We start from the raw sequence: 16,501 nt of genomic DNA, 5'->3' as shown, positions 1-16,501 counted from the left end.
ATGAAACGAGCCGATACGATGCTGGCACTTTATAAGACGGCCAAAGGGGTGGGGAATATGGAGCTTCGTGAGGCGCCGGTTCCTCAACCAAAGGCAAACGAGGTCCTGATCGAGATCAAGGCAGCCGGGATTTGCGGTACGGATGTCCACATTCGGCATGACCAATTTCCCTATTGGCCGCCAGTGATCCTGGGACACGAATTTTCCGGCGCTATCGTCGAGGTGGGGAGCGAAGTCACCAATTTCAAAGTCGGCGACCGCATCGTCGGCGAGCCTCACACGCGCGCCTGTGGCAAGTGCGAAATGTGCCGTTCGGGCAATCCGCAATTGTGCAGCTCGAAACGTTCGCCAGGATGGGGGATCGACGGCGCTTTCGCAAAATACCTGGTCATGCCCGAACACCTGCTTCATCAAATCCCCGATTCGATGACATTCGAAGAAGGCGCGGTGGTCGAGCCAGCGGCCAACGTCGTCCAGGATGTGTTGGAACGTGGATTGGTGTTTGCCAATGATACTGTGGTCATCTTCGGCCCCGGTCCCATCGGTCTGCTGGCATTGATGGCAGCCCGCGCCGGCGGAGCTGGCAAGACCATTATCGTCGGCACCACCGTCGACCAGAAGATGCGCCTGCCTGTTGCCGCAGAAATCGGTGTCGATGAAATTATCCTGGCCGACCAACAGGATACTGTGGATGAAGTGATGCGCCTGACCCATGGCCGCGGTGCGGACCTGGTGGTCGAAGCCTCCGGCGCACCTCAGGCGATTGCAACGTCATTCAATGTCGTTCGGCGTATGGGACGGATCAGCCAGATCGGGTTGACCGGCCGGGATGAGATCAAGATCCCCTGGGATAAGGCTGCCTGGAAAGTTTGCAATCTGTATTTCAATATGAGCACCGGTTTTTCCTGCTGGGACCGTTCGATCGGTTTGATCGCTTCGAAGAAAATGGACGTCCGCAAGATCATCAGCCACACGGTGCGACTCGAAGAGTGGGAACGTGTGTTCGATCTGATTGAAAAGCAGGAAGCCTTGAAAGTCATTTTTACCTTTCAGGAGGATTGACATGGCTGTGACCGTCGCACTTCGCAATGAGGCTCAACAATTCCTGATGGATTTGATCCGCATCCCGTCCACTCGCGGGCATGAAGGCCCGGCAAGTCGATACGTTTATAGCAAAATTCACTCATTGGTGGATGAGTGCGAGCTCGTGCCGATCGACGACAGCATCATTCAGGACCCCGATTACGCCTTCCCGCTGCCGGGTTTCACTTATCAAGACACCCCCAACGTTGAATGTGTCATCAAGGGCAGTGGCGAAGGCCCGACGATTGTGTTCAACGCTCACCTGGATGTGGTGCCGCCCTCGGAAGGCCAGGAGGATGCCTTCTTCCCGCGAGATGAGAATGGAGTCATCTTTGGCCGTGGCGCCAGCGATGATAAAGGACAGGTGACGACGATGTACGCCCTGGCGCTGCTCCTTCGCGAGCGGGGTATCCGGCCAAAGGGCGATCTGATCTTCCATTTCGTGATCGAGGAAGAGAACGGCGGAAATGGGACGTTGGCTATGATTCGCCGCGGGGTCAAAGCTGACGCGGCCATCGTGCTCGAATCGTCCAACATGGCGGTAATTCCAGCGGTACGTGGCGCGGTGTGGTTCGAATTGAAGGTCTTCGGGCGGGCGGCGCACAGCGGAAACGCCCAGGGGCGAATCAGCGCACTCGATAAGGCCTTTGAAGCCATCCAGATCTGGCGCGGTTATCACGACCGCCTGCTGGCTGAATCCCACCATCTTCCGCTCTTCGATAAATATGCCGACCCCATGCCGTTAACCATTGGGCAATGCCAGGCCGGCACATGGCCGTCCAGCGTCCCATCCCTTGCCGTTTTGAAGGGGTTGATCGGATTCCTGCCCAACAAGAATCGCCACGAAGTGCAGGCCGGGTTGCGCCAGGCGCTGCTGGACGAAGGCGATGAATGGCTGCGCGAGCACTTTGAGCTCAGCTTCCCAATGTTGAATAACGACGGCAACAGTCTGCCCGTCGATCACCCGCTTGTCACCGGACTGGTCAAGTCAGTGCAGGCAATGGGCCTGCCCGGTGAGATACACGCAATGACGGCTGCCTGCGACGCCTGGCTTTACAACAACCAGGTTGGCATCCCCACCGTGGTATTCGGCCCGGGATCCATCCTGCATGCCCATTCGAAGGAAGAACAGATTTCGATAGATGACATCCTCAAAGCCGCGGAAATTTTAGCGGACTACGTCCAGGGCGATACGCAGATGGAACTGCTCAAAAAATCGCAATCGTAGTAAGGAAGGAAAAGATGGCGCGTTTTTCACGTTTGGAAGTTCTCAATGAGATCAACCGGCTGGGGGTCATCCCGGTCTTCTACAACTCGAATTTCGATACCGCCAGGAAGATCATCGACGCCTGTGTTGCAGGCGGTGCGCGGGCCATCGAATTTACCAACCGCGGCGACAACGCTTACCGTGTGTTTTCCGATCTGGTGATGTACTACACCAGGGAAGCCCCCGAGGTCATTCTGGGAGTTGGGTCGGTGGGAGACCCAGGAATCGGATCGATCTTCCTGGCCAGCGGCGCCAATTTCGTGGTCGGATCGGTGTTCAATCCCGAACTGGCGAAGATATGTAATCGGCGCAAAGTCACTTATTGCCCCGGATGCGGCAGCGCCACTGAAATCTCGCAGGCCGAGGAATTGGGAGTGGAAATCGTCAAGGTTTTCCCCGGCGATTCGGTCGGCGGACCCAAATTTGTCAAAAGCATCCTTGGCCCGACGCCATGGACGCGCATCATGCCAACCGGGGGTGTGGAAGCCAACGAAGCCAGCATCACCTCCTGGTTCAAGGCTGGGGTGGCTGCGGTTGGCATCGGATCGGATCTGATCCGCAAGGACTGGGTGCTGGCGGAGAATTACGCCGCGATCACCGAGCTCACCGCCAAATGCCTCGATTGGTCGCGGGCGGCGCGCGGGTTGAACGTTTTCAACGGCGTTGAACACGTCGGGTTATATCCGCTGGCTGACCACAAAGGCATGGAGATGGCAGAATGGTACCAGAATACCTTTGGGTTCGAGGTCAAGGAAGGCAACTCGAGCATCTTCGTGCAGGGCAGCGGTTCGGGGCGGATCGAGATCGGTAAATCCGCTGATGGTCAGCCCGCGCACGTAGCCATTTCGGTCTCCAACTTCGAAACCGCTGTGGAGACGCTCATGGCGCGCGGCATCGAGCTGGAGACGCCGATCATCAAGCCCACATCGAAAGCCGTTTACCTGAAACAGACGGATCCTGCCGGCCACAGAGTGCACCTGTTGTGGCGGAAATAGAGAGAACGGTCGAGTTCCAGAGGAAAAAGAATGATGAAACATGTCGTCACATTCGGTGAGATTATGCTCCGCCTCAAAGCTCCAGGCACTGAGCGTTTTTTCCAATCGCCCATGTTGGAGGCGACTTTCGGCGGGGGTGAAGCCAACGTGGCGGTTTCGCTGGCGAATTTTGGACTACCCGTATCCTTTGTCACCATCCTGCCCAAGAACCTCGTAGCCGACGCGTGCATCGCCGAGTTACGCAGATTCGGCGTCGACACCGCGGAGATTCTTCGCCAGGGATCGCGCATGGGAATCTATTTCCTGGAGGCCGGGGCCAACCAACGCCCTTCCGTGGTCGTTTACGACCGGGCCGAATCCTCGATCGCCACGGCCGAGCCGGGCAACCTGGACTGGGAACGCATCCTGGCAGATGCCGATTGGTTCCATTTGACGGGCATCACGCCCGCCATCAGCCAAAGTGCTGCGGACCTGTGCCTGGAGGCATTGCATGTAGCCCGAGCGCACGGCATTACGATTTCGTGCGATTACAACTACCGCAAGAATCTCTGGAAATACGGCAAGTCAGCCCAATCGGTCATGACAGAAATCGTCCGGCTGGTGGATGTGGGGATCGCCAACGAAGAGGATTGTCAGAAGGCTCTGGGAGTCGAAGTCGAAGCCGTCGGATCAAGCCAATCGATTGAAGGTGGACATCTCGATCGGGCGCACTACGAAGCGCTGTGCAAGAAGATGTTGGAAACGTTCCCCAATCTCAAGATACAGGCCATCACGCTGCGTGAGAGCATCAGCGCCGACCATAACGGTTGGTCAGCCTGCCTTTACAACGGCAAGGAGTTCTACGTCAGCAGAAGGTATGACATCAGCGACATCGTCGACCGGGTTGGCGGCGGTGACGCTTTCGCCGGAGGCCTGATCTATGGTCTGACAAAGAATATGCCGGATTCGGATGCCCTCGAGTTTGCAGTGGCAGCTTCCTGTCTCAAGCACTCCATCGCCGGCGATTTCAATCGAATCAGCGTCACCGAAGTGGAACGATTGATGAAAGGTGATGCATCCGGCCGCGTGCAGCGCTAGATCGCTTTTCTTCAACCTGTAATTAATCTGGAGGTTTGATATGGAAAAATTGGATTACAGATCCATCCCCGGCCCAAAGTCGGCAGAGATTATCGAAAAATCACGGCAGTGTGAACCGGCATGCTCGGTGGACCAGACTCCGATCGTTTGGGATCATGGACAGGGTGTGTGGGTCTGGGATGTGGACGGAAACCCATACATCGATTTTACGTCCGGAGTCCTGGTGAGTAATTTGGGGCATAACCACCCCGGGCTGGTGTCTGCAATTCAAAACCAGGCGCCGCGCATGATGAACTGCTATTCATTCCCGACCCCCGAACGCGTATCGGCTGCCTATCGCCTGGCGAAGAAATTGCCGGGAAATCTGAACCAGGTGTTCATGCTGAGCACAGGTGCAGACGCGACCGAAGCGGCTTTGAGAATTGCCCGGCGGTATTCAGGGAAGCAGGAAATTCTGGCCTTCTACGGCGGTTTTCACGGTCGCACCTATGGGGCGATGGGGGTAGCCGGCAGCATGAACACCCGGCGCCATTTTGGTGTTCCGGTTCCCGGCGGGATCATGGCTCCCTATGCTTATTGCTATCGCTGCTTCTATGGAAAGACCTATCCCGATTGCGGCATGTTCTGTTTGAAGGCTCTCGACCGGGTGGTCGAATCCTCTTCATCCGGCGATCTGGGCGCTGTGATCGTCGAACCCTACCAGGGGACGGCCGGATTTATCTTCCCGCCGGAAGGCTGGCTCAAGGGGCTTGAGACCTGGGCGCGGCAGCGCAACCTGCTGCTCATCGTCGACGAAGTGCAGGCCAGCTTTGGCCGCACTGGCAAGATGTTCGCCATCGAGTGGGAGGATATCCATCCCCAACTGCTTTGCCTGGGCAAGGGCATGGGCAGCGGCATTCCCGCCTCGGCTGTTTGCGGCGAATCGGATGTCCTTAAGTGCATGAAACCGGGCGAGTTGTCCAGCACGTGGGGTGGCAATCCCATGGCCAGCGCGGCCGTGCTGGCAGTGCTGGATGCCATGGAAAAAGAGAATCTTCCGGAAAATTCACGGGTCATGGGTGAATACTTGAAATCCCGTTTCCTGGAGATGAAAAACCGGTATTCATTCATCGGCGATGTTCGCGGTAAGGGATTAGTGATCGGGATCGAATTCGTTGATCCTGTCGACCGCTTTACGCCGTCCCAGGAGATTACCCGTAAGGTGGTCATGGGCTGCGCGGAGCACGGCGTTCTGCTGGGTAAGCTGGGCCTTTATGGAAATGTCATTCGGATCGCCCCGCCGCTCATCATCACTCAGCCGGAATTGGACGCTGCCCTGAATGTTTTTGAAGGTGTATTCAAGACACTCGCATCCTGACCGAACCACTGTTAAGGAGAGATCCCATGGAGTCGAGCATTCCCAATCCTGCACAAACCGACGTGCCTTTCGTAATCGATGATTTCCACAAGATGCCCTACCGGCGGCTTGGCCAATCCGGATTACGGGTCTCCAATGTGGGCCTGGGCACCTGGAAATTCGGGTATCCGGAGACCGGCGACGGAGCTCGAGTCGATGAAAAGACGGCGTTTGAAATTTTCGATCGCGCGATTGAACTGGGCGTTACCTTTTGGGATACCGCCAATCGGTATAACTTCGGATCGGGCAATTCAGAACGCCTGATCGGCAAATGGTTGGCAAACAATCCGGATCAGCGCCGCAATATCGTGCTGGCCACCAAGATCTTTGGCGGTATGGACGGTTACACCCCCAACCATTGCCGGTTGGGGCGCATCAACATCCTGGAATCGGTTTACGCTTGCCTGGACCGTCTTCAAAGCGACAGCATCGACCTGCTTTATTTCCATTCGTATGAGCCGGATACCCCTCCCGAGGAAAGCCTGTCCGCCATCGAAGATCTGGTCCGGCAGGATTTGATCCGCCATTTCGCCGTATCCAACTTTACCGTGGACCAATTGCAACTTTACCAGTCGCTTGAAAGCAGTTTTTCGATCCGATGCCGGGTCGTTGCCGTCCAAAACCAGTACGACATTCTTAACTTCGAAACCGGCCAGCCGGGCGTGCTCGAGCATTGCCGCCAATCCGGTGTTTCCTTTGTGGCTTTCTCACCCCTGGCGCGCGGTTTATTGACCTCACGATATCTGAACAAAACCAAAATTGGCCCCGGGGACCGGTTGTTTGACGAGGGCACCCTCGATAAAGATTTGACGCCCCAGGCCTATCAGCGGTTGGTTCAACTGGCCGCCGTGGCAACCGAATTGGGCCTCGAAGTCAACCAGTTGGCGCTGGCGTACATGCTCACACTGCCCGGTATGGGGCCGGTCATTCCCGCTTCGTCGACCGTTCAACAACTCGAGTCCAACGCTGCAGCCGGGAGATTCGTGCTGACCGCGGAACAAAGAGAACGAATTAACGCCATTATTGTTCCGGAAAAACCTTAGTGATAGCGAGATCAGACTCTTCTTACCGGTTACTTTCACATCCCGTCAGATTCCAAGAGGAGGTGAGCCTGTAACGATTTCATAGCGCTCAACTGCGATGCCGAAACCATCGCAATCTTTTCCCGATTTCAATTCCCACGAACCGTATTCAAGCATAGGAGTGAATAAGATGGAGAAGCATTCCAAGACACCAAAAATTCAGAGGGTGTTTACCATTTCAGCCATTTTACTGATCGTGGTACTTCTGGTGACGGCATGCGCTCCTGCTGCCGCTACCGCGACCTCTGCGCCCGCTGATACCAAAGAACCTCAAACGACTGAACAGGCAACTGTTTTGCCGACCGAGGTGATCGTCGACCCAACTGCCGAGCCGAGTGTTAAAACCGGCGGTACCTTGACATGGGCTGAGTTAGGCGATTTCACCAGTTGGAACGCCTGGGCGATGTCTGGCACCAACGATATCATCCACAACATGGTCTATTCCCGCTTGCTCTGGAAAGATGCATCGGGAGAAATCCATCCCGATCTGGCGACGGATTGGAAAATTGCCGATGATGGTCTATCGATGACTTTGAACTTGCGGCACGACGTCAAATGGCATGATGGTAAGGCTTTTACAGCCAATGATTTCGTTGAAATGTTCGGGTACACCAAAGACGAAACCCTGAAAACCATCGCCGGTGTTCAAAAAATCAATGGCTTATTGAAATCGATCGAAGATGTGATTGCTGTAGACGATTACACGTTAAAGCTCACCTTCGCCCAGCCAGTCCCATTCATCTATGACATCCTGGATTATTGGTATGCCATCTTGATCCCTGATAAAACGGATGGAAACCTGACCAAGACTTTAGCCGTTGGTACTGGCCCATTCAAGATGACAGAATGGAAGACGAAAGAATACGTTCGTCTAGAGAAATTTGCAGAATACTATAATAAGGACGTGCCCTACCTGGATGAAATCGTTGTCCGACGGTTGGATCAGGCGGAGACACTGGTTCCGAATTTGCTAAGTGGCGCGGTTGATGGAATCGGTAAAGTACCCTCATCCTATGTGGATACCATCAAAGCCGATCCTAATTATGACGTGATGATCAATGAAGGTTCCGGTAATATCGTCAATGTCATCGTAAACACGAAACTCGCACCGCTTGATAAGAAGGAAGTTCGCCAGGCGCTGTCTTACGCGCTGGATCGCCAATTGATCGCCGACGAAGTTTACTACGGCATCTCCGAACCGATCACCTCTCCCTTTTACAGCCCGGCGACGATTGCCTACCGAGAAGACTTAGTGATGGCTCACCAGTTCGATCTGGATAAGGCGAAGGCTTTGTTGGATGAGGCTGGCGTCGGCGATTTTTCGTTGACCTTTGTGACCGGAACAGGCTTCCCGGAATGGAAGATCTACGCCCAGATCTGGCAGGCTGACCTGGCAAAGATCGGCATTACATTGAAGATCGATGAGTTCGAGAACGCCAAGTTTTATGAAATTGCTCAGAGCGCTGACCTGGGCGGCTACAACCTGGCGGGCTGGGGAACCGGTCGTACGAAGCGCGACCCGGCGATCTTCTTCCAGACCCAACCGCAATATGGCGCCGGCGAGAAATCCGGCATTGTCAATCCTTACGGTTGGTACAACGCGGAATATGAAGATTGTGTAACCAAAGGCCGCACCGAACTTGATCCGGCAAAACGGGCGGAATATTACCAACGGGCGAACGAGATCCTGGTGGATGAACTCCCCATGATCCAGGTCGTCACCAATCCGTATGTGGCTGGACTGAGCAAGACGGTCAAGGGTCTCTATGCCGACCTTCTGGGCTTCTATGGTTTCGAACAGGTGTGGTTGGACCGCTAGACCACTCCTGATGGATTGATCCAAATAATAGGGGCTGCCGTTGGTTAGTTCCCCCGAACTACTGGCGGCAGCCAACACCTTTGTTCACTGTCAGGAGGTTTGGATGCGGCGTTTTCTGGTCAGAAGCCTTCTACAATTGATTCCTACGTTATTCATTGCTTCCATCCTTATCTTCGCCATTATCGTCCTTTCCCCGGGCGATCCGGTTGCCATGAAGCTCGGCACAGAAGCGACGCAAGAACAGATTCAGGCCGAACGAACGCGACTGGGATTGGACAAACCGATCGTCGTCCGGTATGTTGTCTGGCTTTCGGACATGCTTCATTTCAACCTGGGTTATTCGCTGACGAACGGGCAACCTGTAGCCGACCAGATCGGGAATGCGTTCCCAAAGACGCTGCAACTGGCCGTCATTTCTATGATCATTGCTGTGTTTCTCGGGTTCCTCTTGGGAATCCTGTCTGCCTTGCGACCGAATTCAATCCTGGATATGGCAATCACATCATTGAGCTCACTTGCGCTGGCAATTCCCAATTTCTGGCTGGGCTTGATGATGATTCTGGTGTTTAGCGTGCGCTTGAAATGGTTACCGCCTTCCGGAACGGGAGAGATCGAAGGAACGTACATCCTGAATTTTAAGTACCTGTTGATGCCGGTAATTTCCATCGCTGTGCCGCAGATCGCAGTCTTCGCCCGCTATATGCGCTCGGCGATGCTGGACGTGCTTTCGACGGATTACATTCGCGCTGCGCGCGCGAAAGGTTTGTTCGAATCGCGCGTCATCAGCCACCACGCGCTGCGTAACGCCATGATCCCGGTGGTCACGATCGTTGGCATTCAATTCGGCCGGCTGCTGGCAGGAGCGGTGATCACCGAAGCCGTGTTCGCTTATTCCGGCATAGGTCGATTGATCCTGGTATCCATTATGAACCGCGACTACCCGGTGGTCCAATCTTCGTTGATGCTGGTGGTGTTGATTTTTATCATCACCAACCTGCTGGTCGATATGAGTTATGGTTTCCTGGATCCGCGCGTACGGGTGGCGCGTGGATATTGAGCGCATTCTGGATTCTCGCCAGCATTCATCGCCTGAGATAAGGATTTACCTTGAATCCCGCTGAACCAATTAACTCCACTGGCCGTGTCGTAGCCCTGCCAAACCGCCTCCGAAGGCGAGGATTTTTGGGCGTGGTTACGCGATTGTTACGAAGCCGCAAGGGCGCATTTGGCGTCGTCGTGTTATTACTGTTGATCATTATGGCGGTATTTGCCAAACAAATCTCTCCGTATGATCCTTACATTCTGGACGTGCGGCACAAACTCCAGGAACCTTCGATTGCCCACCTTTTCGGGACGGATGAATTGGGCCGCGACATTTTGAGTCGCGTCATCTTTGGATCGGGCATCTCACTCGAGATTGGCCTGTTCGCGGTGTCGCTGGCGGCCCTGATTGGGGTAACCACCGGCTTGATTGCCGGTTACATGGGCGGCATAGTGGACTCGGTGATCATGCGCGTTTGGGATACCATCCTGGCTTTTCCGGGCATCTTTTTGGCCATCGGCATGGTCTCCATTCTGGGTCCGGGACCTTCGGTGGCAATTTTCGCAGTCGCGCTGACGAGCATGCCCACCTTCGCCCGCCTGACTCGTTCCATCGCGATCTCGACAAAGGAAATGGAATTCGTCACTGCGGAAAGGGCACTGGGTGTATCGGACTTCGAGATCATCTTCCGCACCATCCTGCCCAACTGCCTGACGCCGGTGATCGTCAACATCGCCATCGCTGCGCCAAGCGCCATCCTGATGGAAGCATCTTTAAGCTACCTGGGGTTGGGTAGCCAGCCGCCCGAGCCTTCGTGGGGAAATATGCTGCAAACGGCCCAGGTTTACATCAGCCGCGCCCCGACGTACGGGATCTTCCCGGGCGTGGCGCTCACTCTGGTCGTGTTGGGAATGAATTTCTTTGCTGATGGCCTGCAGGATGCGCTGGATCCACGCAGGACGCGAACGCAGCGCGGAAAATGAGAACGCCAGCAGGGATTTGCATGATGAGGAGGATTTATGATCGTTGATGCGCATGTACATACTGGAGGCTACGACGGCTATTCGACAGACGACGTCCTGCGATTGGCCGATCGCGTGGGGATCGATAAGATATTTGCCACTGACAGTTACGCGCTTCACTATGATCCTGCCGAAGGCAACCGCCGTCTGGCAGCGGACATGAAACGTCATCCTGACCGCATTATCGGCTATGCATCGCTGGTCAACGGCCGATTTGGACGCGAGGCCGTGGAAGAAGTGCAGCGCTGTTTTGAAGTCTATGGAATGCGGGGATTGAAGATCATTCACCAAACCGCGGGCCTCGGCAGCTACTCCTTGCTGACAACCGTCAACGAACCCGCCATGTATCCAATCGTCGCCAAGGCGGCGGAATTGAAGATGCCTATCCTGGCGCATGCGACCGCCGAAGAATGCGCGGGATTGTGCGATGCTGTTCCCGAGGCGGTCATTATCATGGCTCACACCGGCGGGCATCCGACTGCGATGGGGGATTGGTTCCGCGCAATCGAGGTCGCCAGGCATTACCCCAACATCTACCTCGATACAGCCAGTTCACAGTCCGATATGGGGTATCTGGAGGCAATGGTCGCCGGGGTCGGTGCTCAACGGGTTATTTTCGGCACGGATATGCCATTGATCGATCCCTTCTTTGGCTTTTCCAAAGTGAAGGGCGCGGAGTTGTCGGATGAAGAAAAGGCCCTGATTTTGGGGGGGAACATCCTCAGACTCGTCGGTCAATCTACCGCAATCGCAGATCGAAAAGAAAAAGGGCAGGCCTGACATGGCAATCATCGATTTTTCCGCGTACTTTGGGCTGTGGCCGTATTGGAAGATCAAGTACACAACGCAGGCCGATCTGATCCATTTGCTGAATCGAGAGGGAATCGACCAGGCAGTGGTGGCCTCGACGCGCAGTGTTTTCTTCGAACCCCGCCAGGGAAATGAGGACGCAGCCAGCTTTGCAAGCGCGTCGAACGGTCGTGTACATGCTTTCGCGGTGATCAATCCTTGCGATGAAAAGAACGCCTGCGACATCCTCAAATCAGCGCATGAGGCCGGCATGCGCGGTTTCCGCCTGTTCCCGCAACATCACCGTTATCACCTGGACGACGATCCTTGCCTGAACGAAGTGTTGGCACTTGGCCAGGACCTGGGCATGACCGTGGTCATTCCGATCCGCATGATCCTGCATTGGGGCCTGCCGCAATTGGATGTGCGCGAGATCAATACGGTCGCCCAAAATTTTCCGAAACTGAACATTATCATCGGTGGCGTGAATTACGGCGAATTTCGCGACGCCCTCGCGGTGATGCGCCGGCACGAAAACGTAGGCTTCGAGACTTCATGCATGCAGATGGTGAATGGGATCGAAACGTTGGTCAATAAAGCCGGTGCCGAACGCGTTTACATGGGTACTGGGCTGCCACTGATGTATCCGCTTCCGGGTCTCTACAAGATTCAGAAGGCGCAAATCACGGAGCGGGATAGAGAAATGATTCTGGGCGGCAACGCCGCAAGAGTGCTGGCAGGAGAGTAGGCTGAGATGGCACAGGTCAGGATAGGCATCATCGGAGCGGGTTTCATGGGCAAGACGCACGCCGAGGTGGCCAGCAGATACTGTCACGACGCGCGTCTGGTGGCAATCGCCGGGGGAAAACGCGCGCCAAAGCTGGCGGCTGAATATCAGGTCGACTTCGAAGGGAGCGTCGAGAACCTCCTGGACCGCGATGACATCGACGCCGTCATCATTACCACTCCACACGACTGTCATCTTCCACAGGGGCTGGCCGCCGCTCAACACGGCAAGCACATTCTGATGGAGAAACCCATCGGGACATCCCTGCCCGATATCGACCAATTGATCGATGCTTGCAGCCGAGCCGGGTTGAATCTGATGACTGCCCAGACTCAGCGTTATCGGGATGGCAACCGGGTGGCCAAATCGCTCATCGACTCCGGGGCGATCGGGCGGATTAGAATGGTTGAAGAGGTACAACATGCCCAATTGCCCGCCGATATTTCACACAGCACGGAGACTTGCGGCCGCCTGTTGGGGCATGGCATCCACAGCCCCGACCGCCTGCGCTGGTTCCTGGAGGATGAAGCCGAGTGGGTGTGCGGCTTTTCGGGAAACTACGCCATCCAATCGCCGCACGAAAACAGTTCGATGACCCTGATACAGTTCTCCCGGGGAGTGATGGCTACGGTATGGGTAACATTCGAGAGCGCTCCTCCGCTGTTTCCAACCTCGGCGTTTCACGCGCGCATCATCGGTGAAAAAGGGCTCCTGGATATCGATAGCTATGGGATGGTGAAGTTGGGCACGGAGAACGGCTGGCAGGTGATGTACGAACAGGAACCGTTCGACTTTCAAAAAGACCCCCTCTCGCCTGTGCGCTTGAAGTCTTTTGCCTTGCAAGATCAGGAATTCGTTGACAGCATCCTCGAAAACCGCGCTCCCGCAATCACCGGCGGGGACGGCCGCGCCGCGGTGGAAATCGTGCTGGCTGCGTACCAATCACAGCAAACCCACCGGATGGTTCATATCGGTTGAGTGAATAAAGGATGATCATGGAAAAACCATCATTCGAAACGATGATCAAAAGCTTCAAACAGATCTACCCGGCGGCCGTCACCGACATCCTCGAGGGTTATGGCCTATGGAACCAGTGGTTGGGACCCGAGATCAAACCCTTGAACCCAGAGAATCGCATTGCGGGACCGGCGTTCACGATGCGCTGGATCAACGACCCTGTTCCGTTAGGTGAACAGGGAAAGCAATACATCGCCGAGCTGGTCAACCACCTTGAGCCGATGATGGTCCCGGTTATCGATTCGGGCAATTGTAAGAATTCGGGTTACTGGGGCGAGTTGATGTGCAACATGTGCCTGCGCAAGGGCATCGATGGGGCGGTGATCAACGGCGGCGTGCGGGATCCCTATTACATTTATAAATTGGGCTTTAATATGTTCTATACGTTCATCTGCCCGCATGAAGCCAACGGCCGTTCGCAATTGGAGAGTTACCAGAAGCCGATCTTTATCAATGGCGTCGCCATCAGGCCGGGAGACTTCATCGTAGGTGAACTCGGCGGCGTCGTCGTCATTCCGCAAGAAATCCTCTACGAAGTATTCGAAAAGGTGCAAGAGGTCATCTCGCGCGAGAGCACCTCGCGGCAGATGATCCGGGATGGTGCCACCGTTGAAGAGTTGCTAGCCTTTGGCGGTCTTTGAGCCCTTATTATTGGAGACAACCGTGACAAATGCCCAACAGCCAGAAAAAGGCACGAATATTCTGGAAGTAAAAGGTCTGAAGACCTATTTCAACACCGTGGACGGCGCTGTCCAGGCAGTGGATGATGTCAGTTTCTCGGTAAGGCAGGGGGAGATTTTCGGCCTGGTCGGCGAATCGGGTTGCGGAAAGAGCGTCACCTCCCTATCGATCCTGCGACTGGTCGACAACCCCGGGAAGATCGTGGCCGGCGAAATCATTTTCGATGGCCAGGACTTGCTGAAGCTATCCACGACCGACATGGTTCACATGCGTGGGCAGCGCATCTCGATGATTTTCCAGCAACCTCAGACCAGCCTGAACCCGGTGTTCCAGGTCGGCTCACAGGTGGCCGAGGTGCTCGAGGTGCATCAAAAGCTCTCACACGAAGAGGCCTGGAAGAAAGCCATCGAGTTGTTGCACCTGGTGGGGTTGCCAGACCCAGAAAAACGGTGCCGTTCCTTCCCGCACGAAATGTCCGGCGGGCAGGCCCAACGCGTAATGATTGCAATGGCGCTGGCGTTGGGTCCTCAACTGTTGATTGCCGATGAACCTTCTACCGCGCTCGATGTGACCATTCAAGCTCAGATCCTCGACCTGATGCAGGACCTGGTCGACCGTCTGGGGACGTCGGTCATCCTGATTACTCACGATCTGGGGGTAATTGCCGAAATGGCAGACCGGGTCGCCGTCATGTACGCCGGACAGATTGTGGAACAGGCCGACGTGAACGAACTCTTCGAGAATCCACTGCACCCCTATACCCGTGGATTAATCGGATCGATCCCAATTTTAGGCAGAGAAAAGGATCTGCTGGATGTTATCCCGGGCACAGTGCCCGACCTGGTCAATCTGCCGCCGAGCTGCCGTTTCGCGCCACGTTGCCGGGATTGCATCCGGGCTCCGGGCAGTAATTGCACAGAAAAGACCCCGGAGTTGATTCAAATAAACGAGAATCATTCCGTGCGCTGCTGGCAATACGTGGAGTAAGCCGGTAGTGAGATGAATTTTCGGGATAGTATCGACGATCGAATTGAACAATAAAAGGCTTCCGTATGAATGAAAACACTCCTGCCACCCCAGTTCAGACACCACTCGTATCTGTTCAGCACCTTAAGAAATATTTCTCCGTTCAAGGCGGGTTATTCGAGAAGACGAAAGAATACGTAAAGGCAGTGGATGACGTCAGTTTTGATATCGAGCGCGGCGAGACCTTAGGGTTGGTGGGTGAATCGGGCTGCGGGAAGACGACGCTCGGGCGGGCAATCCTGCGCTTGACCGAACCTACCTCGGGTTCGATCTGCTTCAAGGACCGGGATATCGCGAAATTGGACCGCGCCCAGATGAAAGAAATGCGCCGCTGCATGCAGGTTGTTTTCCAGGATCCGTATTCCTCTCTCGATCCCCGGGTGGTGATCGGTGATTCGATCCAACGTGGGCTTAATGTCCACCATATCGGTGATGCGAAACAACGCAAAGAAATGGTCATCGACGCGTTGCGAAAGGTTGGCCTGCAGGAATATCACCTGCAACGCTATCCTTACGAGTTTTCAGGGGGGCAACGTCAGAGGATCGTCATTGCACGCGCCCTGGTTCTCCAACCGGAATTTATTGTTTGTGACGAACCCGTATCTGCATTGGATGTTTCCATCCAATCACAGGTCCTGAATCTGCTAAAGACTCTGCAGCAGGAATTGAACCTCACCTACCTCTTTATTTCCCATAATTTGAGCGTAGTCGAGCACATTTCGAATCGCGTGGCGGTGATGTATCTGGGAAAGATTGTGGAGATGGCGGGAAAGAAGGAATTGTTCAACAATCCGCTCCACCCGTACACGCAGGCGCTGCTCTCAGCCATCCCGATCGCCGACCCAAAAGCCCGCCGCAAGCGGATCATCCTTACCGGGGACGTGCCCAGCCCGCTCAATCCACCTGCCGGCTGCCGTTTTCACCCGCGTTGCCCGCTGGCCCGTGAAATCTGTACCCGGCTCGAACCGGAATTAAGTCAGATCAACGATAAACACCGCGTTGCATGCTGGCAGGTCACAAATTATGAATAAAGCCATGTGCCTATCCTGACGCGGAATCACGATGTGCAGCATCGTGATACCCCATTTTATTCCCCCAGGTTGCCACCTGGCGGGAGATGAAAAAGCTCGAGGTGAAATCTGGTGAGGTTATAGTTGACAAACCACTCCCCCCAGGGAATCATTCGAGCACCCAAATTTGAGTCGTATTTTGCCATTGTGATGATACGCGCAAATTTCTTCATTATCATTTAGTTCCGAAATGTCGAATGACAGACGCCGGTGGTATGCCCACCGCCATTACAGCCTTTGTTCTTTCGAGAAAACTTCACACATACACGCGAGCATTTTTACGATAATGGCGATATTCCCAGGACGCTGAACAGAAGTCGCATTAATAAAATCCATTTGTCCTTTCTT

General features: G+C 54.9%; 15 protein-coding genes and 1 pseudogene. All 16 read left to right on the top strand.

The window, feature by feature from the left end; genetic code table 11:
• The 16 genes and pseudogenes from LARV_RS18075 to LARV_RS18005 all read left to right on the top strand — a co-directional run bounded on the left by LARV_RS18075 (position 1) and on the right by LARV_RS18005 (position 16,114).
• The gene (locus LARV_RS18075) at positions 1-1,062 is read left to right on the top strand and encodes a zinc-dependent alcohol dehydrogenase (protein ID WP_075074956.1); all 1,062 of its coding nucleotides are present in this window, start codon (positions 1-3) and stop codon (positions 1,060-1,062) included.
• A gap of 1 nt (position 1,063) precedes the next feature.
• Positions 1,064-2,311 carry a M20 family metallopeptidase gene (locus LARV_RS18070; RefSeq protein WP_075074955.1) on the top strand — a complete coding sequence of 416 codons (1,248 nt, stop codon included), beginning with the start codon at positions 1,064-1,066 and terminating at the stop codon, positions 2,309-2,311.
• A 14-nt stretch (positions 2,312-2,325) separates the two neighbouring features.
• A pseudogene (locus tag LARV_RS18065) lies at positions 2,326-2,994 on the top strand (bifunctional 4-hydroxy-2-oxoglutarate aldolase/2-dehydro-3-deoxy-phosphogluconate aldolase); the annotation flags it as partial.
• Between the two features lie 60 nt (positions 2,995-3,054).
• The gene (locus LARV_RS20975) at positions 3,055-3,345 is read left to right on the top strand and encodes a VOC family protein (RefSeq protein WP_407936375.1); all 291 of its coding nucleotides are present in this window, start codon (positions 3,055-3,057) and stop codon (positions 3,343-3,345) included.
• Positions 3,346-3,378: 33 nt separating this feature from the next.
• On the top strand, positions 3,379-4,422 hold the full coding sequence (locus LARV_RS18060) for a PfkB family carbohydrate kinase (RefSeq protein ID WP_172797933.1): 1,044 nt from the start codon (positions 3,379-3,381) through the stop codon (positions 4,420-4,422).
• 40 nt (positions 4,423-4,462) lie between these two features.
• Positions 4,463-5,779 (top strand): aspartate aminotransferase family protein, encoded by a 1,317-nt coding sequence (locus tag LARV_RS18055; RefSeq protein ID WP_075074952.1) that lies wholly within the window; start codon positions 4,463-4,465, stop codon positions 5,777-5,779.
• Positions 5,780-5,805: 26 nt separating this feature from the next.
• Entirely contained in the window at positions 5,806-6,861 is a 1,056-nt protein-coding gene (locus LARV_RS18050) for an aldo/keto reductase (protein ID WP_075074951.1), read from the top strand.
• A 169-nt stretch (positions 6,862-7,030) separates the two neighbouring features.
• On the top strand, positions 7,031-8,719 hold the full coding sequence (locus tag LARV_RS18045) for an ABC transporter substrate-binding protein (RefSeq protein ID WP_075074950.1): 1,689 nt from the start codon (positions 7,031-7,033) through the stop codon (positions 8,717-8,719).
• A 103-nt stretch (positions 8,720-8,822) separates the two neighbouring features.
• A complete protein-coding gene (locus LARV_RS18040; RefSeq protein ID WP_075074949.1) occupies positions 8,823-9,776 on the top strand; it encodes an ABC transporter permease in 954 nt (317 codons plus the stop codon).
• A gap of 131 nt (positions 9,777-9,907) precedes the next feature.
• Positions 9,908-10,744, top strand: coding sequence for an ABC transporter permease (locus LARV_RS18035; protein WP_201785941.1), 837 nt, complete (start codon positions 9,908-9,910; stop codon positions 10,742-10,744).
• A gap of 36 nt (positions 10,745-10,780) precedes the next feature.
• On the top strand, positions 10,781-11,563 hold the full coding sequence (locus LARV_RS18030; protein ID WP_075074948.1) for an amidohydrolase family protein: 783 nt from the start codon (positions 10,781-10,783) through the stop codon (positions 11,561-11,563).
• 1 nt (position 11,564) lies between these two features.
• A complete protein-coding gene (locus tag LARV_RS18025; protein WP_075074947.1) occupies positions 11,565-12,320 on the top strand; it encodes an amidohydrolase family protein in 756 nt (251 codons plus the stop codon).
• A gap of 6 nt (positions 12,321-12,326) precedes the next feature.
• Positions 12,327-13,337 (top strand): Gfo/Idh/MocA family protein, encoded by a 1,011-nt coding sequence (locus LARV_RS18020; RefSeq protein ID WP_075074946.1) that lies wholly within the window; start codon positions 12,327-12,329, stop codon positions 13,335-13,337.
• 17 nt (positions 13,338-13,354) lie between these two features.
• Complete coding sequence (locus LARV_RS18015) at positions 13,355-14,017, top strand: RraA family protein (RefSeq protein ID WP_075074945.1); 663 nt, start codon at positions 13,355-13,357, stop codon at positions 14,015-14,017.
• Between the two features lie 22 nt (positions 14,018-14,039).
• Positions 14,040-15,044, top strand: coding sequence for an ABC transporter ATP-binding protein (locus LARV_RS18010; protein WP_152031844.1), 1,005 nt, complete (start codon positions 14,040-14,042; stop codon positions 15,042-15,044).
• 65 nt (positions 15,045-15,109) lie between these two features.
• Positions 15,110-16,114, top strand: a complete 1,005-nt coding sequence (locus tag LARV_RS18005; RefSeq protein WP_075074944.1) for an ABC transporter ATP-binding protein — start codon at positions 15,110-15,112, stop codon at positions 16,112-16,114.
• The last annotated feature ends 387 nt before the right edge of the window (positions 16,115-16,501 follow it).

The organism is Longilinea arvoryzae (assembly GCF_001050235.1).
Classification (GTDB): domain Bacteria; phylum Chloroflexota; class Anaerolineae; order Anaerolineales; family Anaerolineaceae; genus Longilinea; species Longilinea arvoryzae.
Note: the sequence above shows the minus strand (reverse complement) of the source record. Positions and strands in the feature narration are given on the sequence as shown.